At 73.1% G+C, this 19,706-nt stretch carries 19 protein-coding genes; 17 read left to right on the top strand and 2 right to left on the bottom strand.

Features of this window, described 5'->3' with window-relative positions:
* The first annotated feature begins 176 nt into the window (after nt 1-176).
* The 3 genes from AB0C38_RS30635 to fahA are packed head-to-tail and all read left to right on the top strand — an operon-like array spanning nt 177 to nt 3,339.
* A complete protein-coding gene (locus tag AB0C38_RS30635) occupies nt 177-1,376 on the top strand; it encodes a cupin domain-containing protein (RefSeq protein WP_360679999.1) in 1,200 nt (399 codons plus the stop codon).
* The gene (locus AB0C38_RS30630; RefSeq protein ID WP_360679996.1) at nt 1,373-2,176 is read left to right on the top strand and encodes a hypothetical protein; all 804 of its coding nucleotides are present in this window, start codon (nt 1,373-1,375) and stop codon (nt 2,174-2,176) included. The genes AB0C38_RS30635 and AB0C38_RS30630 overlap by 4 nt, the downstream gene beginning before the upstream one ends.
* Entirely contained in the window at nt 2,173-3,339 is a 1,167-nt protein-coding gene (gene fahA, locus AB0C38_RS30625; protein WP_360679993.1) for a fumarylacetoacetase, read from the top strand. Before AB0C38_RS30630 ends, fahA begins: the two co-directional genes overlap by 4 nt.
* Nucleotides 3,340-3,471: 132 nt before the next feature.
* Here the strand turns inward: fahA and AB0C38_RS30620 are convergent, their stop codons facing one another.
* Complete coding sequence (locus AB0C38_RS30620) at nt 3,472-4,197, bottom strand: BTAD domain-containing putative transcriptional regulator (RefSeq protein ID WP_360679990.1); 726 nt, start codon at nt 4,195-4,197, stop codon at nt 3,472-3,474.
* 112 nt (nt 4,198-4,309) lie between these two features.
* Entirely contained in the window at nt 4,310-4,516 is a 207-nt protein-coding gene (locus AB0C38_RS30615; RefSeq protein ID WP_360679987.1) for a hypothetical protein, read from the bottom strand.
* A 180-nt stretch (nt 4,517-4,696) separates the two neighbouring features.
* Between AB0C38_RS30615 and AB0C38_RS30610 the strand changes: the two genes are divergently transcribed.
* The 14 genes from AB0C38_RS30610 to AB0C38_RS30545 are packed head-to-tail and all read left to right on the top strand — an operon-like array spanning nt 4,697 to nt 19,703.
* A complete protein-coding gene (locus tag AB0C38_RS30610; protein ID WP_360679984.1) occupies nt 4,697-5,269 on the top strand; it encodes a DUF4255 domain-containing protein in 573 nt (190 codons plus the stop codon).
* Nucleotides 5,266-5,994: a carboxypeptidase regulatory-like domain-containing protein gene (locus tag AB0C38_RS30605; protein ID WP_360679981.1), complete on the top strand. Its 729-nt coding sequence runs from the start codon at nt 5,266-5,268 to the stop codon at nt 5,992-5,994. Before AB0C38_RS30610 ends, AB0C38_RS30605 begins: the two co-directional genes overlap by 4 nt.
* A 15-nt stretch (nt 5,995-6,009) precedes the next feature.
* A complete protein-coding gene (locus AB0C38_RS30600; RefSeq protein ID WP_360679978.1) occupies nt 6,010-8,274 on the top strand; it encodes a phage tail sheath C-terminal domain-containing protein in 2,265 nt (754 codons plus the stop codon).
* A gap of 17 nt (nt 8,275-8,291) precedes the next feature.
* Nucleotides 8,292-8,750, top strand: a complete 459-nt coding sequence (locus tag AB0C38_RS30595) for a phage tail protein (protein WP_360679976.1) — start codon at nt 8,292-8,294, stop codon at nt 8,748-8,750.
* Between the two features lie 10 nt (nt 8,751-8,760).
* Complete coding sequence (locus tag AB0C38_RS30590) at nt 8,761-10,242, top strand: phage tail sheath subtilisin-like domain-containing protein (RefSeq protein WP_360679973.1); 1,482 nt, start codon at nt 8,761-8,763, stop codon at nt 10,240-10,242.
* Nucleotides 10,239-10,739 carry a phage tail protein gene (locus tag AB0C38_RS30585; protein WP_360679970.1) on the top strand — a complete coding sequence of 167 codons (501 nt, stop codon included), beginning with the start codon at nt 10,239-10,241 and terminating at the stop codon, nt 10,737-10,739. Before AB0C38_RS30590 ends, AB0C38_RS30585 begins: the two co-directional genes overlap by 4 nt.
* A gap of 26 nt (nt 10,740-10,765) precedes the next feature.
* A complete protein-coding gene (locus AB0C38_RS30580) occupies nt 10,766-10,954 on the top strand; it encodes a putative phage tail protein (protein WP_360679967.1) in 189 nt (62 codons plus the stop codon).
* Nucleotides 10,951-11,619, top strand: a complete 669-nt coding sequence (locus AB0C38_RS30575; protein WP_360679964.1) for a LysM peptidoglycan-binding domain-containing protein — start codon at nt 10,951-10,953, stop codon at nt 11,617-11,619. Before AB0C38_RS30580 ends, AB0C38_RS30575 begins: the two co-directional genes overlap by 4 nt.
* A 13-nt stretch (nt 11,620-11,632) precedes the next feature.
* Nucleotides 11,633-12,826 carry a type IV secretion protein Rhs gene (locus tag AB0C38_RS30570; protein ID WP_360679961.1) on the top strand — a complete coding sequence of 398 codons (1,194 nt, stop codon included), beginning with the start codon at nt 11,633-11,635 and terminating at the stop codon, nt 12,824-12,826.
* The gene (locus AB0C38_RS30565; protein WP_360679958.1) at nt 12,823-13,455 is read left to right on the top strand and encodes a phage baseplate assembly protein V; all 633 of its coding nucleotides are present in this window, start codon (nt 12,823-12,825) and stop codon (nt 13,453-13,455) included. The genes AB0C38_RS30570 and AB0C38_RS30565 overlap by 4 nt, the downstream gene beginning before the upstream one ends.
* Nucleotides 13,452-13,865, top strand: coding sequence for a GPW/gp25 family protein (locus AB0C38_RS30560; protein ID WP_360679954.1), 414 nt, complete (start codon nt 13,452-13,454; stop codon nt 13,863-13,865). Before AB0C38_RS30565 ends, AB0C38_RS30560 begins: the two co-directional genes overlap by 4 nt.
* On the top strand, nt 13,862-15,751 hold the full coding sequence (locus tag AB0C38_RS30555; RefSeq protein ID WP_360679951.1) for a baseplate J/gp47 family protein: 1,890 nt from the start codon (nt 13,862-13,864) through the stop codon (nt 15,749-15,751). Before AB0C38_RS30560 ends, AB0C38_RS30555 begins: the two co-directional genes overlap by 4 nt.
* On the top strand, nt 15,748-17,790 hold the full coding sequence (locus AB0C38_RS30550) for a putative baseplate assembly protein (protein ID WP_360679948.1): 2,043 nt from the start codon (nt 15,748-15,750) through the stop codon (nt 17,788-17,790). The genes AB0C38_RS30555 and AB0C38_RS30550 overlap by 4 nt, the downstream gene beginning before the upstream one ends.
* A complete protein-coding gene (locus AB0C38_RS30545) occupies nt 17,787-19,703 on the top strand; it encodes a phage tail protein (RefSeq protein ID WP_360679945.1) in 1,917 nt (638 codons plus the stop codon). Before AB0C38_RS30550 ends, AB0C38_RS30545 begins: the two co-directional genes overlap by 4 nt.
* Nucleotides 19,704-19,706: the final 3 nt, after the last annotated feature.

Here is a 19,706-nt window from a genome sequence, read left to right as displayed (position 1 = left end):
GACACCGTCCTGGTCAGCGGTACTTCCGCGAGCGCGGCTTGGGGCGCGGCGGCCGCTTCGGTTCGCGACCTCGGGCGCCGGGGCGCTGCCCCTTCCCGAGCCGCGGGCGGCGGACTACCCTTCCCAGGAGATAGTAAAAGCGTGAACTAAATCGGCCGATCGGTCTGGAGGCGACCATGGCGTACTACCGCCGCGCGGGGACCATCCCGCCGAAGCGGCACACCCAGCACCGCACCCCCGAGGGCGGCCTGTACTCCGAGGAGCTGATGGGCGAGGAGGGCTTCTCGTCGGACTCCTCACTGCTCTACCACCGCGGGGTGCCGTCGGCGATCGTCGACGCGACGCCGTGGGAGCTGCCGGACCAGACGCTCACCGAGAACCGCCCGCTCGTGCCGCGCCACCTGAAGCTCCACGAGCTGTTCGCCGGCCAGGACTGGAAGAGCGCCGACGTCGTCACCGGCCGGCGGCTGGTGCTGGGCAACGGCGACGTCCGGATCTCCTACGTCGCGGCGGGGGAGGCGTCCCCGCTCTACCGCAACGCCGTCGGCGACGAATGCGTGTACATCGAGTCCGGTGACGCGCGGGTCGAGACGATCTTCGGCGTGCTGGAAGCGCGCCAGGGCGACTACGTGATCCTGCCGCGCGCGACCACGCACCGCTGGGTCCCGGCCGGGAACGAGCCGCTGCGGGCCTACGTCGTCGAGGCGAACTCGCACATCACCCCGCCGAAGCGCTATCTGTCCCGTTTCGGTCAGCTGCTGGAGCACGCGCCGTACTGCGAGCGCGACCTGCACGGGCCGGACGAGCCGTTCCTGGCCGAGGGTGAGGACGTCGAGGTGCTGGTCAAGCACCGCGGCTCGCGCGGCATCACCGGCACGCGGTACGTGTATCCGACGCACCCCTTCGACGTCGTCGGCTGGGACGGTTTCCTCTACCCGTACACGTTCAACGTCGCCGACTTCGAGCCGATCACCGGGCGCGTGCACCAGCCGCCGCCGGTGCACCAGGTGTTCGAAGGCCACAACTTCGTCATCTGCAACTTCGTCCCGCGCAAGGTCGACTACCACCCCCTCGCCGTGCCGGTGCCGTACTACCACTCCAATGTGGACTCCGACGAGGTCATGTTCTACTGCGGCGGGAACTACGAGGCCCGCAAGGGATCCGGCATCGGCCAGGGCTCGATCAGCCTGCACCCGGGCGGGCACAGCCACGGCCCGCAGCCCGGCGCGGTCGAGCGGTCGCTCGGCGCGGAGTTCTTCGCCGAGCTGGCCGTCATGGTCGACACGTTCCGCCCGCTGGAGCTCGGCGAAGGCGGCCTGGCGAGCGAAGACCCCGGCTACGCGTGGACCTGGTCGGGACGGGGGCCGGTCGCGTGATCCCCGCCCTCTTCGCCGGCCTGTGCGACGACGCCGCGGTGTTCCCGCCCGGCCTGGCACCCCTGCCGGACGCCGTCGCCGCGCACGACACCTACAAGCAGGCCTGGTACACCGACCTCGTCGGCCCGCTGGTGCTCGCCGCCCCGGCGCTCGACGCGCTGGGTGACCTACTCGGGCCCCGCGAAACCCCCTTGGCCGTCGCGGTGACGCTGCCCGGCGGCCCCGATCGGCTGCCCGGCGTGCTCGACGCCGCGAAGGCGCTGCCGATCGACCTGCAGGCCCTCGAAATCGCCGTGCCGGACGGCATGGGGCCGGCCGAACTCCTCGACGCGATCTCCGCCGCCACCGCGCCGGTCTACGTGGAGATCCCGCGCGACGACCGCCGCCTGCCGCTCCTGCGGGCGCTCGCCGGGACGAGCCACCGCGCGAAGTTCCGCACCGGTGGGGTCCGCGCCGACCTGTACCCCGGCGAGGCCGAGCTGGCCACCGCGATCCGGGCCGCCGTCGAGGCCGGGGTGCCGTTCAAGGCCACCGCAGGGTTGCACCACGCGCTGCGCAACACCGACCCGGAGACCGGGTTCGAGCAGCACGGCTTCCTCAACCTGCTGCTCGCCGCCGGTGCTCCCGAGCAGGCCGAAGCACTCCTGGCCGAGCGCGACGGCGAGGTCGTCGCCGCCCGGCTCCGCGAGCTGGACGCGGACACCGCCCGCGCGCGGTTCACGTCGTTCGGCACGTGCAGCATCACCGACCCCCTGACCGAGCTGGCCGCCCTCGGCCTGCTGCCCCGAGGAGAGGCATGACCACGATCGACATCCCCGCCGGCTCCCCGTTCGGGACCGCCGCCCTGCCCTACGGCGTGTTCTCCGTCGGCGGTGACGCCCCGCGCGTCGGCGTCCGCGTCGGGGACTCCGTGCTCGACCTGGCCCGCGCGCTCGGCGACGACGTCTTCGCCGCGCCGTCGCTGAACCCGTTCATGGCGCAGGGGTACGACCGCTGGGTGGCAGTTCGCGAGCGGGTCACGGCGCTCGTCGCCGGCGACGTCCCGGACGACGCCGTGCACGCCGTCGACACTGTCACGCTGCACCTGCCGTTCGAGGTCGCGGACTACGTCGACTTCTACGCGTCCGAGCACCACGCGTCGAACGTCGGCCGGCTGTTCCGGCCGGACGCGGAACCGTTGCTGCCCAACTGGAAGCACCTCCCGGTCGGCTACCACGGCCGCGCGGGGACGATCCTGGTCTCGGGCACGGACATCGTCCGCCCGAGCGGGCAGCGCAAGGGCGACCCGGCGCCGGTGTTCGGCCCGAGCACCCGCCTGGACATCGAGGCGGAGCTGGGCTTCGTCGTCGGCACGGGCACGCCGCTGAACACCCCGATCGCCCCGGACGACTTCGCGCGGCACGTGTTCGGCGCGGTGCTGCTCAACGACTGGTCCGCGCGCGACATCCAGGCGTGGGAGTACGTGCCGCTGGGCCCGAACCTGGGCAAGAGCTTCGCGACGTCGATCTCGGCGTGGGTCGTCCCGATCCTCGCGCTGGAGGCCGCGCGGATCCCGCTGCCCGGGCAGGACCCGGAGCCGCTGCCGTACCTGCGGGAAAGCCGCCCGTGGGGGCTGGACGTCGAGCTGGTCGTCGAGTGGAACGGCGAGGAGGTCAGCCGCCCGCCGTACCGCGAGATGTACTGGTCACCCGCGCAGATGCTCGCGCACCTGACGGTCAACGGCGCGTCGTCGCGCACCGGCGACCTGTACGGCTCCGGCACGATCTCGGGCCCGGAGAAGCACCAGCGCGGCGCGTTCCTCGAACTGAGCTGGGGCGGCAAGGAGCCGTTGACGGTCAAGGGTGAGGAGCGCAGCTTCCTGCTCGACGGCGACGAAGTGGTGATCACGGGTACCGCCGCGGGCGCGAACGGCGAGCGCATCGGCTTCGGCGAGGTCCGCGGCCGAATCCTCCCGGCCGGCTGAGCCGAGCGGATCTCGTCGGCGCCGGCCTCTTTCACGCCGAATTGTCCGTGACCCGGCCGCGGGTCACGGACAATTCCCGGTTCGCCAGGTCCCCGCAATTCGGTAATGATCACAGTCCGCAATTAGTGAATGCTAGTGCACGTTCAGGTGCGGCAGGAGCCGGCGGAGGGCGTCGGACGGTTCGAGCCCCAGTTCTTCGAGCAGCGTGTGCCGGCACTGCTCGTACTGGTGCTGTGCCGCCGCCCGGTTGCCGGCGGCGAGGTGCGCGTCGATCAGCACCCGGTGCGCGCTCTCCCGCAGCGGCTCGGCCCGCACCGCGGCCAGCCCGGCGGCCACCGCCTCGCCGTGCCGGCCGGCCGTGGTGAGCCGCTTCGCCATGGCCTCCAACGCATACAGCCGCAGCTGGTGGTACTGCTCCTGTTCGAGGAGCACCCACTCGTTGTCCGACCACTCGGGCAGCAGGTCGGCGGACAGGTCGTCGCGGGTGCGCCGGTCCAGGATGTCGTCGCAGCCGCAGGACTTGTCGAGCAGGCGGTGTGCGCTGGCGACAGCGTCGTGGATGTCGACGGTGATGTTGCCCGCCAGCGCCATCTCCTGCACGGACGCGTCGATGACCTGGTGCCCGGTGCGCGACGCGCGCCACAGCGACGAGCGCAGGTTCGCGTTGGCGCGGGGCGTGGTCGCCTCCGGCCACAGCGTTCTCGCCACGTAGGTCCTGGTCCGCGGCCGGTCCTGCAGCGCGAGAAAAGCGAGCAGCCGCTGCGCGCTGGACGACAGGACCACCCGGTCATCGTCCACGAGCAGCGCGAAACTCTTCAGCAGCCGCAGTGTCACGATCTGCGTTTCTCCAGTGCGCATCGGCTCCCCAACCTATGCCCGGCACCGATCGGATCGACCCCACCCTTGAGCAATTCGCGACCCCGGTGCGAAACGTTACCGGAATTATCGGGCATGTGGCGTCAACGGGACGTCACGAAAACGTCATCGGGCCTGATCCGAGCTCTTCCAGCCAGCTTCGCACGGCCTCGAGCACCGCCTCCGGGGAAGTCACCGCGAGCGTTTTGGCGTCGTGCGTGCCGACCGTGGAGAGGACGCGGACGCGCAGGGCGCCGGGCTCGCCGCCTTCCAGCCAGGCGCGGAGAACCATGCTGCCGGAACGCTCTTCGGGTGCCTCCACCGACGCAGCATGCGCGCCGGTGTGTCACCGCCGCGTCGCGGGCACGTCAACGCGGGCCCGGGGAACGCCGCCGTGACGCCGGCGCGACGCGCGGATCGCGGGCCGGCCACGCCACCCCTGCGATGCTGCGCCCCGGCACGTCGCAGCCAGGTCTCGGCGGGTCACCGGGGAGGGACTGGCATGGGCGATTTCGGGGTCGTCGCCGACGTTTCGACGATCATCGTGGACCGGCTCACCGAGGCGCTGCGCGGGCTGGATCCGAACGACCCGCCGACGGCGGTGCTGAGCGACCTCGAGGACCGGCCGAGCCGCGCCACGCTCACGGTCTTCCTGTACGAGATCGCGGAGGACCCCACCTCGCGCAACCGGCCGCCGGTGCGGTCCCTCCCACCGGACGCGCCGACAAGCCGCAAGCCGCCGATGGCGCTCCTGCTGCGCTACCTGATCACCCCGTGGGGCGGCAACCAGGAGACCCAGCACCAGATGATCGGCCGGGCCCTCCAGGTCTTCTACGACGACGCGATCTGGTCCGGCGGGGAGCTGACGGGCAGCATGGCGGGCACCACGGAGGCACTGCAGTTCACGCTGACGCCGCTGACGCTCGACCAGAAGTCGTGGATCTGGTACGCGATCCAGAAGCCCTACAAGCTGTCCCTCAACTACGAGGTCCGGGTCGTCAACCTCGACTCCCTCGACGTCGCCGAGCTCAGGCTCGTGCGCAGCCGCACGATCAGCGGGGCGCCGCGGCCATGACCCACTTCCACCCCGTCGAGACCTCCGTCCTGCACAGCCCGGCCTGGTTCGTGCCCTTCGACGAGTTCGCCCGGCGCGTGCGGGCCGCCGACGTGGACACGCGGCTCGACCGCTTCGACCCGGACGAGAACGGCTGGGTCCCCCAGGACACGCCGTCGATCCGCACCCCGAGCGCCGCGATCGCCTACCCGGAGCTCGGCCGCCGCCGGGCGCCGGGCGCCGAGCCGGAGCGGTTCCGCGTCCGCTTCACCGTCGTCGGGCTCGCGCCGCTGTACCCGGCGGACGGCGCGGACTTCGACGCGGCACTGGCCGGGGTCGAGTTCCTGGCCCGGCCGTACGACGACACGACCCCGCCCGGGGCCGGGAGCGAGCCGCGGCTGGTCCGGCTGCTGCCGGGCATCGCGTTCCCGTACGGGCCCGGCATCCGCACGGTGTACGGCGTCGTCGTCGACGCGGTCACCCGGGCACCGGTGGCGAACGCGCTGGTCGAAGCGTCCGGCACGACGATCCGGGACGGGGTCGCGTGGCGGGAGCGGACCCTGACCGACCCGGACGGGGCGTTTCGGCTCGCCCTGCGCTGGGAGGGCGAGCCGGTCATCGGGCCGCCGCCGGTGCAGACCTTCCACCTCACGGCCACCGAGCGGCCGGGCCGGACCGGGGCCCTCGAAGTCCGGCTGCCCACCGAGCGGGACCGCCGGCACGTCATCGAGATCGTCCAGCTGTAGAGAAGGAGCCAAGCCATGCCCGAGTACCTGAGCCCCGGCGTCTACGTCGAGGAGGTCGACGCGGGGCCGCGGCCGATCGCGGGGGTGAGCACCAGCACGGTGGGCATGGTCGGGGTGACCCAGCGCGGCCCGACCACCGGGAAGCCGAAGCTGGTCACGAACTTCCTGGAGTTCCAGACGACCTTCGGCGGCTTCCTGCCCGAGCCGGCTCCGCTGGTCCGGGACAAGTGGGTCAACGACCCGGCCGAGGGCGGCCGCTGGTGGCTGTTCCCGCTGGCGGTCAAGGGTTTCTTCGACAACGGCGGCCAGCGCCTGTACGTCAAGCGGGTCGTCGCCGGTGAGGCGCAGCCCGCCACCGGCACGCTCTTCGGCGGCCTGGTCAGCGCGATCACCCGCGACGCCGCGGCCGGCTCCAAGACCTTGGAGCTGGCCCACCTGGTGGGCTTCACCGGCACGGACCAGGTCACCGTCTTCCGCGGCAGCGACAACGTCGAGATCGGCACGGTCACGATCACCGCGTACGACGCCACCCGAGGGCGGGTCACGCTCGGCACCGGACTGACGGCGGAGGTCAAGACCTCCCGCGGCGACTACGTGCAGAAGGGCGAGCGCGGTACCACGCCGAGCCTGCGGTTCGCCGCGTCGAGCCCCGGTTCCTGGGGCAAGGCGGTCCAGCTGCGGATCTCGCCGTCGGTGAGCGCGTCGCTGCCGGTGCTGCCCGATCCCGGCGAGGGCCCGCTGTTCGTCACCGCGCTCGCCGCCGAGGCCGCCGCCGACGACGCGTCGATCGAGGTGAACGCGGTGCCCGGCCTCGATCCCGGCGACCTGCCGGCCGACGTCTGGATCCTGATCAACAACCGGCGGTTCCAGGTCACCGTGGCGCAGCCGGTGGAGGGGAAGGTGACGCTGACCTTCCCCGAGGGCACCACCCACGCGCCGTGGAAGACCGCGCTCACCGTGCGCCGGGTGCGCCGGGCCTCCGCCGGTGCGGGCCCGGAGCTGCGGATCAGCGGGTCGAGCCGGCTGTACGAAGGCGCGGTCACGCAGCTCGACACCGGCGACAGGCTGACCGCCGCGACGGTCGTGTCGATCGGGTCCGACGACGTCGTGACCCTCGACGTGGACACCCCGGAGCTGGTCTTCGAATCGGCCCGGCTCCAGCTGGTCGAGTCCACTGTGGAGACCCGGTTCGCCGACCCCGGCGGCGGCTCGGTGACCGAGACCTTCCGCAACCTCCGGCTGACCGGAGAGGCGCCGGGCACCGTGACGGGCACGCTGGCGAGCCAGTCACGGCTGGTGCGGGCGACCACGCTGGAGCTGGACACCGATCCCGGCAAGTTCCCGACCCCCGGTGCCGGTTCCTGGCTGACCCTCGCCGACGAGGGCTCGGACGCCTTCGAGAGCCTCGACGTCGGGGACTTCGTCGGCACGGACGGCGGGAGCGGCAAGCGCACCGGCATCGTGGCGCTGGAGGACATCGACGAAGTGGCGGTCTGCGCGGTGCCCGGCGTGTGGGCCGGCACCGTCGAGTCGGCGCTCGTCACCCACTGCGAACAGCTCAAGGACCGGTTCGCGATCCTCGACCCGCAGGACGGCCTGGACATCGAGGGCATCCAGGCGTTCCGCGAGCCGTTCGACACCAAGTACGCGGCGCTCTACTACCCGTGGCTGGTCGTCAACGACCCGTCGACCGGGCAGTTCGCCGAGGTGCCGCCGTCCGGGCACATCGCCGGGATCTACGCGCGCACCGACACCGAGCGGGGCGTGCACAAGGCGCCGGCCAACGCGGTCATCCGCGGCATCCGGCTCGCCGACGGCATCGCCCAGGACGTCACCAAGCGGCACCAGGACCTGCTGAACCCCCGCGGGATCAACGCGTTGCGGTTCTTCCCCGGCCTCGGCCAGCGGGTGTGGGGCGCGCGCACGCTGTCTTCGGACACCTCGTGGAAGTACGTCAACGTGCGCCGGCTCTTCCTGTTCCTGGAGGAGTCGATCGACGAGGGCACCCAGTGGGTCGTGTTCGAGCCGAACGACGAGCCGCTGTGGGCGCTGGTGCGGCAGACGGTCTCGAACTTCCTGACCACGGTCTGGCGCACCGGCGCGCTCGCCGGCACGACCGCGGACGAGGCCTTCTTCGTCCACTGCGACCGCTCCACGATGACCGACGACGACATCGCCAACGGACGGCTCATCTGCGTGATCGGGGTGGCGCCCGTGTTCCCGGCGGAGTTCGTGATCTTCCGGATCCAGCAGAAGACCCGCGAAACCCAGCTCGTCTGATCGAAAGGCAACGACCCATGCCCCCTGTGACGCGCGACGACCCGTATGCCGCGTACAACTTCCTGGTCATCGTGACCAACGTCAGCGACGACGGTGTCGCGGTGAGCGGATCCTTCACCGAAGTCAGCGGGATGGACGTCGAGATCCCGGTGATCGAGCACCGCAACGGCAGCGAGGACACCACGCTCCGCAAGCTCCCGGGGCTCAAGAAGTTCCCGAGCGCGCTGACGTTCAAGCGTGGGGTCACCGGCCACGTCGGCTTCTGGAACTGGGTGAAGGAAGCGCTCGACGGCCGCGTGCACCGCACGGCGGGCTCGATCGTCATGCTCGACGAGAACCGCCAGGAGGTCATGCGCTGGAACTTCGACCGGGCCTGGCCGACCAAGTACACCGGACCGTCGTTCAACGCGACCAAGAACGAGATCGCCATGGAGACGCTCGTGCTGGCCGTCGAGAGCCTCCTGATCGACGCGTGAGAGAGCAGAGATGACCAGCGTGGCGCTTCCCGGCGTTTCCCTGACCTTCGAGCGTGCGGCCTCCGGCGACGAGCCGTTGCGCACGGACGTGGCCGTGTTCCTCGGCCGCACCCGGCGCGGCCCGGTCGGCCGGCCCGTGCGCGTGGAGAGCTGGAACGACGTCGTCGGCGCGTTCGGCCCACCGGACGGCACGTCGGCGACGCCGTACGCGCTGCGCGGGTTCTTCGAGAACCAGGGCCGCCGGGCGTGGGTGCTGCGGGTGTCCGGGCCGGCCGAGCCCGCGAGTGCACTGTGGACGGAGGGCTTCCGGGTGGTGGCGGCGAGTCCCGGCGCGTGGGCGAACGGCGGCCGCGTCACCGTGCGGTACCGGGCGAGCAGCGTCGCGGGCCCGCCGGCGGTCACCGTGCGGGTGCTCGTGCCCGGCGAGCGGGCGGAGACCTTCGCCGGGATGGCGCCGGGGGAGGTCGCCGGCCGGCTCGCCGCGTCCCGGCTGGTCCGGCTGGTGCCCGACGGCCCGGAGCCGCCGGCGAGCCCGATCCCGCCGGACGCGCCGCTCTCGATGTCCTGGGACCTGACGCTCACCGGCGGCACGGACCGCCCGCCGGGGCGCGACGACTACGCGACCGCCGTGGTGACGCAGGCCGAGCTGCCGGAGCCGGCCCTGGTGACCCTGCCGGACCTCGGTGCCGACCTGGCCGGCGCCGACCACACGAACCTGGTGCTGGACCTGCTGGGTGCGGTGGCGCCGCTGCTGGACCGGCTGGTGCTGCTGGACGTGCCGCCCGCGGTGTCCACAGTGGACGACGTGCTGGCCTGGGCCGGCGCGCTGGCGGGCTTCGGTGACGAGGCGTTGCTCGCCGCGGCGGCGGTGTACCACCCGCCGCTGCGGGCGCCGTCGCTCGAGGGCGCCGGGTTGCGGACCGTCCCGGCCTCCGGGCACGTCGCCGGGCTGGTCGCGCGGCTCGACGCCGAGCGAGGCGCCGCCGAGACGCCGGCGAACGCCACGCTCCTGGACGCGGTCGACCTGGACGTCGAGTACCCGGAGGCGCAGCAGGTCCGGCTGTTCGAGGCGAACGTCGACCTGGTGCGGTGCGTGCGCGGCCGGGGTCTCGTGGTGTGGGGCGGGCGGACGCTGTCGGGTGACCCACGTCGCCGGTACGTCGCGCACCGCCGGTTGCTGCACCTGCTGGTGCGGGCGATCCGTCGGGCCGCCGCGCCGCTGGTGTTCGAGGTGAACTCGGCGGAGCTGCGGCTGTCGCTGGTCCGCGCGATCACGTCGGTGCTGCTGGAGGCGTTCCGCACCGGCGCGCTCGCCGGCACCCGGGCCGAAGACGCGTTCCGCGTGGTGTGCGACGAAACGAACAACCCGCCGGAGCAGGACCCCGGGCAGGTCGTGTGCGAGATCGACGTCGCGCCCGCCGTGCCCATGGAGTTCATCGCGCTGCGGCTCGTGCTCGGCCAGGACCGCGGCCTGGAGGTGATCGAACAGTGAGCACCCCGGTCGAGCGGCTGCGCGCGCTGAACGAGCCCCTCACCAAGTTCCGCTTCCTCGTGACGCTCGCCCCGGCGGACGTCTACCTGCCGCCGGCCCAGGCCCTGCTGCTGCCGGCGGTGGCGGCGGGCGCCTTCCAGGAGGTCACGGGGATGGGGGCGCAGCTGGAGGTGGTGACGTACGCGGAGGGCGGCCGCAACGACTCCGTGCACCGGCTGCCGCTGCGCCACTCGTGGAACCCGATCACCCTCAAGCGGGGCGTGGTCCGCGACCGGCTTCTGTGGTCCTGGTACGACGCCGGCCTGCACGACTCGTTGGGGGCCCGCCGCGACGGCGCCGTGATCATGCTCGACGAGGCCGGCCGGCCCGCGAAGTCGTGGATCTTCCACGGCGGGCTGGCCGCCAAGTGGAGCGGCCCGGACCTGCACGCCGAGCAGAACGCGGTCGCGATCGAGTCACTGGAAATCGCCCACGAGGGCCTGACGGCCGTCCTCTAGGAGACAGCGCCTTTAGGAGGCAGCGCGTGCCCAAGAACCTGATCATCCACAACCTCGAGGTGCGTTTCCAGGTGGAAGGCGACGACGGAGCTCTGTTCACCCGCCTGTTCAACAGGCACATCCAGGCGTGGGCACGGCTGTACGAAGAGGAGTGCGCCCGCGCCGAGCGCAGCGACAACGACCGCAAGCTCGGGGACCCGGGAGGCCGCCGGTGAGCAGCACGCCGTTCTCCTCGGTGAGCCAGGGCGCCGACGCGCACCTGGAGATCGAGCAGCCGGAGAACCCGCAGGGCGTCCCGAAGCGGATCCCGCTGAAGTTCAACCCGACCGAGTACAAGCTGAGCAAGAGCAACACCTTCGCCGAGATCACCATCCCCGGCCTCGAAACACCGCCGATCCAGTACATCCGGGGCGGCAGCGAGTCGCTGTCGGTGCAGGCGCTGGTGGACACGTCGGACACGCTGGCCGACGTCCGGAAGTCCTATGTGGACAACATTCGCAAGCTGATGCGGCCGCAGGAGACCCTGCACGCGCCGCCGATCGTCAAGTTCGTCTGGGACAAGACGGTGTTCCGGGGCGTGCTGGAGAAGCTGGACGTGAACTACGTGCTGTTCGCCAAGAACGGCGTGCCGCTGCGGGCCCAGCTCGACCTCACGCTGAAGGAGTACCGGCCGGCGAAGGAACAGGCGAACGACCCGCCACGGTCGTCACCGACGGTGGAGAAGAGCTACGTGGTGCGGCGCGGCGACACGTGGGACCGCATCTCCGCCGCGGTCTACCGCCGCCCGGACGCCTGGCGGGAACTGGCCCGCGCCAACGGGATCTCCGATCCCCGCGACCTGAAGCCGGGGCTGGTGCTGACCGTGCCCCGGCTGCCGTGAGAGGAGGTGTGCGATGACCGCGCCCGCGGGCACCCAGCCCGAGATCGCCGACCCGGACCGCTACGCCCCCGGGTTCGAGGTGGTCGTCGAGGGCCTGCAGGCCGACCCGGCGACCAAGAACGACATCCTCGACGTCAAGGTGCACCGCGACCTCGACGAGATGTCCGGCTTCGACCTGGAGCTGAACAACTGGGACGACGTCACGCTGAAGTTCAAGCACAGCGACTCGGAGAAGCTGCAGATCGGCACGCGCGTCTCCGTCCGGCTCGGCTACGCGGACAAGCTGCTGACCGTCGGCACCGGGACGATCAGCTCGCTCGCCCCCAAGTTCCCCGACGGCGGGTCGCCGACCGTCTCGATCACCTGCGTGGACGGGATGCTCGCGCTCAAGGACCGCAAGCCCACCAAGGAAGAGGACAAGAACTTCGTCGGGAAGACGGACTGGGAGATCGCCGAACAGATCGCGCGGCGCAACAAGCTGGCGTTCGAGACGACCCACGAGGGCCCGCGGCACGACCTGGTGGTGCAGAAGAACCAGTCCGACGCGCAGTTCCTGATGGAGCGGGCGAAGCGGATCGACTTCGACTGCTACATCCTGCCGGACCCGCGGACGGGCGAGCAGACGCTCTACTTCGTCAAGCCCACCGACGGCCGGGACAGCCGGCCGATCCGGCTGTTCCGCCTCGCCTACGCACCCGGGCTGGCGACCGGGCCGAGCGGGCAGCCGGCGGGCCTGGTGCCCAACCTCATCGACTTCACCCCGACCATGACCGTTTCCGGCCAGGTCAGCAAGCTCACCGTGCACGGCTGGGACCCGGTCAAGGCCCAGCCGATCGAGTACGTCGCGACCGCGAGCGACCTGCCCGGCGGGCAGGCCTCGGCCGACGGGCAGAGCGGGCCGGAGGCGGCGGAGAGCGCGGCCGGCGGCCGTCAGGAGGTGGTCGTCGACGCGCCGGTGCTCAGCCAGGAGGAGGCCAAGGAGCTGGCCATCGCGCTGCTGCGGGAGCGGGCGTACGAGTTCATCACCGCGACCGGCCGCGTGGCCGGGCTGCCGGAGCTGCGGCCCGGGGACAACCTGGAGATCTTCGGCCTCGGCAGGCGGTTCTCCGGCACCTACTTCGTCAAGCGCGTGGAGCACGCCCTCAACTCGAGCGGCTTCTTCACCACCTTCACCGGCCGCAAGATCTTCCAGGGGGACAAGCGATGACGGCGATGCCACGCGCCATGGCGAGCGACCAGCGCTACTACGGCGTCGCGCCCGCGGAGGTCGTGCAGAACGACGGGGACGACGAAGGCCGCGTCAAGGTCAAGTACTACTGGCTGGACGGCGGCGCGTCCGTCAGCCCGTGGATCCGGGTCAGCCAGCTCCACGCGGGCGCCGGCTACGGCTCGGTGTTCGTGCCCGAGGTGGGCGACGAGGTGCTCGTCGCGTTCTTCCAGGGCGACATGCGCCAGCCGTACGTCCTCGGCGGGCTCTACAACGGCAAGAAGAAGCCGCCGACCGCGCACCGGGACGGGCGCGACCAGAAGATCATCCGCACCCAGGCCGGGCACCAGATCCTGTTCGACGACAAGGAGAAGGAGATCACCATCAGCACCGCGACCGGCGCGAAGGTGGTCTTGAAGGACAGCGGGGAGATCACCCTCGAGGCTCGGCAGGTGACCGTCAAGGCGAGTGACATCGACCTCGGCGGCGGCTCGACCGAGCCCGTCGTGCTCGGCAACGCGCTGCTGCAGGCCTTCGTCCAGCACACCCACCCGGCGCCGGGCGGCGCCACCGGTCCCGCCTCGCCGCTGCCGCCGTCCGTGCTCGCGAAGCAGGTGAAGGCGACGTGACCGAACCCTTCCTCGGCACCGGCTGGCGGTTCCCGATCCTGCCCGACGAGGCCGGCCGGCTCTCCTACGCCGTCGGCGAGACGAGCATCGAGCACTGCCTGCGCGCGCTGCTGCTCACCGCGACGGGCGAGCGCGTGATGCGGCCGGACCTCGGCACCACCGTGAGCGAGTCGGTGTTCGCGTCCGGCAGCGTGCAGAACCTGCGCGAGCTGGAGCGGTCGATCACCGACGCGGTGCGCGACTTCGAGCCGAGGGTGGAGCTGTCCGACGTCCTCGCCGAGGCCGACCCGGCCGACGAGTCCCGGGTCACCGTGTCGGTCGAGTACCGGATCCGGCGCACCAACACCAAGGCCAACCTGGTGTTCCCGTTCTACCTCGGCCTGACCGGTTTGACGGGGACGACGCCATGACCCTCCCCGCGCCGAAGCTCGACGACCTCACCTGGGCCGATCTCATGTCGGCCGTCACGCGCCGCATCCCGGCGGAGTCGGCCGGCGCGTGGACGCTGCACGCGCCCGCCGACCCCGGGATCACGCTGCTGGAGCTGTTCGCGTACCTGCTGGAGCAGCGGCTCTACTGGCTGGACCAGGTCCCGGACGAGCTCGTCGTCGCGATCCTGAAGCTACTGGGCCTCGAGCCGCCGCGGCCCGCGCGGCCGGCGGCCACGGTCCTCGCGCTCACCACCGAGTCGCCGGAGCCGGCGGTGGTGCCCGCCGGGACCGTCTTCGCCCGCGACCCGGCCGCGGCGATCCGGTTCACCCTCGACGACGACGTCACGGCGTTCCCGCTCGCGGGCGAGGTGACGGTGTTCACCGATCGCGACCGCACCGCGGACCTGCTCGCCCGCCGCGGGGTCGCGCTGCTGTCCGCCGACGGCTCGGCCGCGTCGGCCCGCTTCACGCTGCCGCTCACCGGTGCGCACACGACGTCCGGCTGGGTGTCCCTGCTGGTCGAGCTCGACTCGCCGCTGCCGCCGTCCTGGTCACCCCTCGCGGTCCCCGATGTCCGTCCGCCGGCCGAGCTGACCTGGTCGTGGTTCCGGCCGGGCAGCGACGTCGCCGGGGCGTTCGCCGAGGTCCAGGACGGCACCGGCGGGCTGCGGCGGTCCGGGGTGGTGCGCCTGCGGCCCCCGTCCGGATGGTCCACAGTGGACAACGGGCTGGTGGTGTCCACCCGGGCCGCGACCTCCACGTCCGCGCCGCGGCTGCTGCGGCTGGCGGTCAACGCGTCGGCCGCGCGCCACGCCGAGCGGCTGACCGTGACCGACCTGGCGGACCAGCTCGGCCACTGGCTGAAGCTGCCCGGCCGGCGGCTCGTGCTCCCGGCCGCCGCCGGCCGCCTGCTCACTGCGTGCCTCCACCTCGACGGTGAGAAGTGGGAACCGGTGGCGGACTTCACCTTCGGGGCTTCCCGCGATCGCGTTTTCCTGCTGGACCGCCACGACGGCGCGCTCGTCTTCGGCGACGGGCTGACCGGCCGGATCCCGCGCCCGGCCGGCGACGTGCGGGTCGAGTACACGATCGGCGGCGGGCGCGACGGCAACGGCGGTGTCACGGACAACTGGCTGCCCGTCTCGGCCGATGCGCCGGTGCGCGCGGTGAACCTGGTCCAGGCCGAGGGCGGCGAGGACCCGGAGACGGTGGCCCAGGCGCGTGACCGGGCCGCGGGTTCGCTCGGCGAGGTGACCAGGGCCGTCACGGCCGAGGACTTCGTCACCCTGGCCGTGACGACCCCGGGGGTGGCGGTCGGCCGGGCGTACGCCGCGGTCGGCGAGCACCCGGGCTTCCCGTGCGCGCGGGTGCCCGGCGCGGTGACCGTCCACGTCGTCCCGGCGGCGCCTTCGGTTTCCGCACCCGTGCCGGATCCGGGCCTGCTGTGCGCGGTCGCGGACCGGCTGGCGGAAGCACGCTTGCTGACGGCCGAAGTGTTCGTGCGCGCCCCGGCGTACCGGGTCGTCCGGCTGCGGGCCGACCTCTCCGGCGCTCCGGCCGACCGGGCGAAGGTGTCCACTGTGGTCGGTGACGCGCTGCGCCGGTTCCTCGACCCCTTGGCCGGCGGCGACGACGGAACGGGCTGGCCGTTCGGCGAGGCGTTGCGTCCTTCGGCGTTGCTGCGGGCCGCGCAGCAGGCGCTCGGCGACCTGGCGGACGTGACCGCGGTGGCGATCGGCATCGACGGCGCGGAACCGGCGGAAACCTGCGACGACGTGCCGTTGCGGCCGGGCGATCTGCCCGCGGTGCGGGAAGTCCGCACGCGCGTGGTGCCTGCCGCCGAGCCGGGGGAAGGACTGCTGTGACCGACGAAACCTGGTGGACCCGCGACGCCACCACCGAAGCCCGCATCGTCCCCGGCCCGGGACCGTCCGGCGGGCAGCCCGAACTCTTGGACGCCACGAGTGAAGCCGTCCGGGCCGCCGTGCGGGACCGCATTCCCGGCTACACCCCGGACTGGACCAACCCCGACGGGCAGGACGCCGGCGTCGCCCTCGTGCGGTTGTTCGGCACCCAGGCCGAGCCCGTGCTCGCCCGGGTCAACCGGCTGCCGGAGAAGATCCTCGCCGAGCACCTGAACACCGCCGGCGTGCGCCGCCGCCCGGCCACCGCGGCCGCCGCGCTGCTGGAGTTCACCGTGGCCCCGCCGGACGGCGCGTCCGTGCTCGTCCCCGCCGGTTTCCAGGCCGCCGCGTCCGGCGCCGGCGACCAGGTCGTCTACGAGACCGACCAGGACCTCTACGCCACCCCGGCCACCCTGGACGTGATCGCGGTGCAACGGGGCGGCGCGCTGGAGCCGATCCCGCTGGGCCCGAGCGGGCCCGGCCGTCCGTTCCCGCCGTTCGGCGCCGAGCCCCGGCCCGGCAACGCGCTGTGGGTGGGCCTCGCCGGCACCGCGAGCCCGTTCCCGTCGCTGTCGCTGGGCTTCGTGATCGCGGCCGCGCCGCCCGCCCCCGCGGCCGCCGGCGGGCTCACCCCGCTGCCGCTGGAATCCCGGCCACTGCTGCGCTGGGACGTGCTCGACGGCGGCCGCTTCGTCCCCGCCGAAGTCGTTCGCGACGAAACCCAGGGGCTGCGCGCCAGTGGCACCGTCGAGCTGAGACTGCCGCGCACGTGGGCGCCCGGCCGGCCGCCGGCCACCCGCCCCGGCCCGGCGCTGCGGTGGCTGCGGCTGCAGGTCGCGCACGGACTCTTCGCCGTCGCGCCGCCGCTCGTGTCGGGGCTGCGGCTGAACACCGTCGCCGCGACCGCCGCCCACACGATCTTCGACGAGCCCCTGGAACCCGTCCAGGACCCCGCGGCGCCCGTCGAGCGGCGGCGGATGCGGCTGAGCCAGGTCCCGATCCTCGCCGGCAGCGTCGTGCTCGAGGTCGACGACGATCCCGGCGTAGACCTCTTCGGCACCACCCGCGAAGGCGCGTCACGGTGGCAGGAGGTGCCGAGCTTCGCCGCCTACGGCCCGGCCGACCCCGTGTTCGTGGTCGACTACGCCACCGGCGTGGTCACGTTCGGCGACGGCGTCAACGGCGCGCGCGTGCCCCCGGGCTTCCGCAACGTCCGGGCCCTGCGGTACCGGGTCGGTGGCGGCCAGGCGGGTGCCGTGGCGGCCGGCGCGGTCACCGGCGTCGTCACCGCGCGGCCGTTCGTGACCGGCGTGACCAACCCGTTCCCCGCCACCGGCGGCGCCGACGCCGAGCCGGACGAGGCCGTCGTGCGGCGCGGGGTCGGGGATCTGCGGTCCCGCGGCCGCGCCGTCGCCCCGGCCGACTACGGCCTGCTGGCCCTGAGCGCGCCGGGTGCCTTGATCGCCCGCGCGAACGGCGTGCCGGGCCTGCACCCGGAGTTCCCCGGCACGCCGATCCCCGGTGTCGTCGGCGTCCTGGTGGTGCCGCCGATCGACGAGGGCGCCGCCGTGCCGCCCGTGCCCACCGCCGCCACCCTGCGCGCGGTGGCCGACTTCCTGACCCGCGAGGCGGCGCCCGCCGGCGTCACGGTCGTCACCGGACCGGTCGCGTTCCGGCGGGTCGCCGTGGAGGCCCGGGTGGTGCCGGACGCCGACGAGGACCGGGCCGCCGTCCTCGCCCGGGCGGCCGACGCGGTGACCACCTACCTGGATCCGCTGCGAGGCGGGGACGACGGCGGCGGCTGGCCGTTCGGCGGCGCGGTGCGGCACACCCCGCTCGTGCGCCGGCTCCTGGCCGTGGACGGCGTCCTCGCGGTGTCCGGGCTTTCGCTGACCGTCGACGGCGTGCGGCTGCCGCCGTGCACCGACCACCCGATCCCGCCGAACGACCTGGTGTGGCCGGAACGCCCGCTGCTGATCCCGGTGGAGGAGTCTTCATGACCTGCGCGCCCGCCACCGTCACCTTCCGGCTCCTCGACGACGTCGTCGGGTGGGACGAATCGACCGTCACCGACGTCGTCGGGTTCACCGACGAGACCGGCGTGCGGCTGGTCAACGCCGGCTCGTCTCCGGAGGGCCCGACGCGGGACCAGCTGCTGCCGTGGTTCCCCGACCCGCGCCTGGCGCCGGGCTGCCGGCCCGGCGGCTGGTACCTGTTGTCCGGCAACCGCTTGCTGCGCCGGGACACCTGCGCCGGCGGCTGGCCGTCCGTCTGGGCGCGGCACTGCGACCCCCGGCTGCTGCACGAACCGACGGCCGTGGCCGCCCGCGGGCACCGGATCGCGGTCGTCGACTCCGGCCGGATCCTCGTCTGGAGCAACGAAGGCGACCACCTCACCGCGGTGATCCGCCACCGCCACGCCACGGTGGTCGCGCTCGCCCGGGATGGGCAGGTGCTCGTGGCGCGGGCCGGCAGCGACCGGCTCTGGCGGTACGGCCCCGACGGCACGCCGTGCGAGGTCATCCGGACCCACGTCGACGGCGAGATCATCGGGATCCGCACCGGAGCGGGCCGCACGATCTGGCTGCTCACCGAGGAGGACGGCCGGCTCCGGATCCATCGCGGCCGTCACGTGTCCACTGTGGACGAGCTGGCCGCCGCGCTGCCGCCGAGCACGCTCGTCGCCGCGGACGAGGGCGGCTTCTGCTTCGAGGAGAAAGCGCCGGACGGTGCCGTGACCTCCTGCTACGACTGGACGGGACAGCCGCGCGAGGAACCCGCGGCGGCGGCCGGCCGGTTCGTGACCGAGGGCGAGTTCACCACCGGGCTGATCGACAGCGGCATCTCGCGCTGCCGCTGGCACCGGGTGCGGGTCGAGGCGGACGTGCCGCCCGGCACGGCGGTGTCCGTGTCGGTCGTGGTGTCCGAAGACGACCGGTTCGCCGAGAGCGACTGGCAGACCGCGCCCGCGGGCGTCACCGACTTCCTCGTCGACCAGCCGCCCGGGCGCCACCTCACCCTGCGCGCCCGCCTGTCCGGCGACTCCGCCGCGACCCCGGTCCTGCACCGGATCCGGCTCGACTTCCCGCGCGCCACCAGCGCGGACCTGCTGCCCGCCGCGTTCCGGCAGGACCCGGCCGCCGACGACTTCACCGAGCGGTTCCTTTCGCTGTTCGACGCGACCGTGGCCGGGATCGACCGGGTCATCGAGCGTTACCCCGCGCTGCTCGACCCCGCCGGGGCGCCGGACGCGGCACTGCCGTGGCTGGCCGGGTTGCTCGGCCTGTCGTTCGAGGCCGGCTGGGACGCGGGCACCCGGCGGAAGCTGATCGCCGCGGCGCCCGGGCTGTACCGGCGTCGCGGCACGCCGGGTGCGCTGAAGGAGGCGATCGGCATCGTCTTCGGCGTCACGCCGGTGATCGACGAACTGGCCGGTGACCGGCACTGGGCGCAGGTGCGGGCGGCCGCGAAGCCGGCGAACGCCCGCGGTCTCGGCTCGGTGCGGCTGTTCGGCCGCTCGTCGTCGCGGCTGCGGCTCGGCACCTCGACGCTGGGCGCGACGCCGCTGCGGGCGTACGGCGACCCGGACACCGATCCCCTCACCGAGCACGCCCACCGGTTCCGGGTCCTGCTGCCGGCCGCCTCCGCGGACGAGGACGCGGTGCGCCGGCTGGTCGTCCGGCAGGCCCCCGCGCACACGAGGGGATCGGTGCGCACCGGCGGGGCGGGGTTCGTGGTCGGCACGCGGTCGGCGGTCGGGGTCGACACGGCGTTCGTCCCGCTGCCACCCCCCGTGGTCGGGGCGGTCCGCCTGAACCACGACGGAGTACTGAGACCCGGGCCCCACGGCGCACGGCAAGGGGTGACCGTCGGCGTGGTGTCCGCGGTCGGGGTCCACACGCGAGTGTCTTGAGAG

This window comes from Amycolatopsis sp. NPDC048633, assembly GCF_040650695.1.
GTDB lineage: Bacteria > Actinomycetota > Actinomycetes > Mycobacteriales > Pseudonocardiaceae > Amycolatopsis.
Note: the sequence above shows the minus strand (reverse complement) of the source record. Positions and strands in the feature narration are given on the sequence as shown.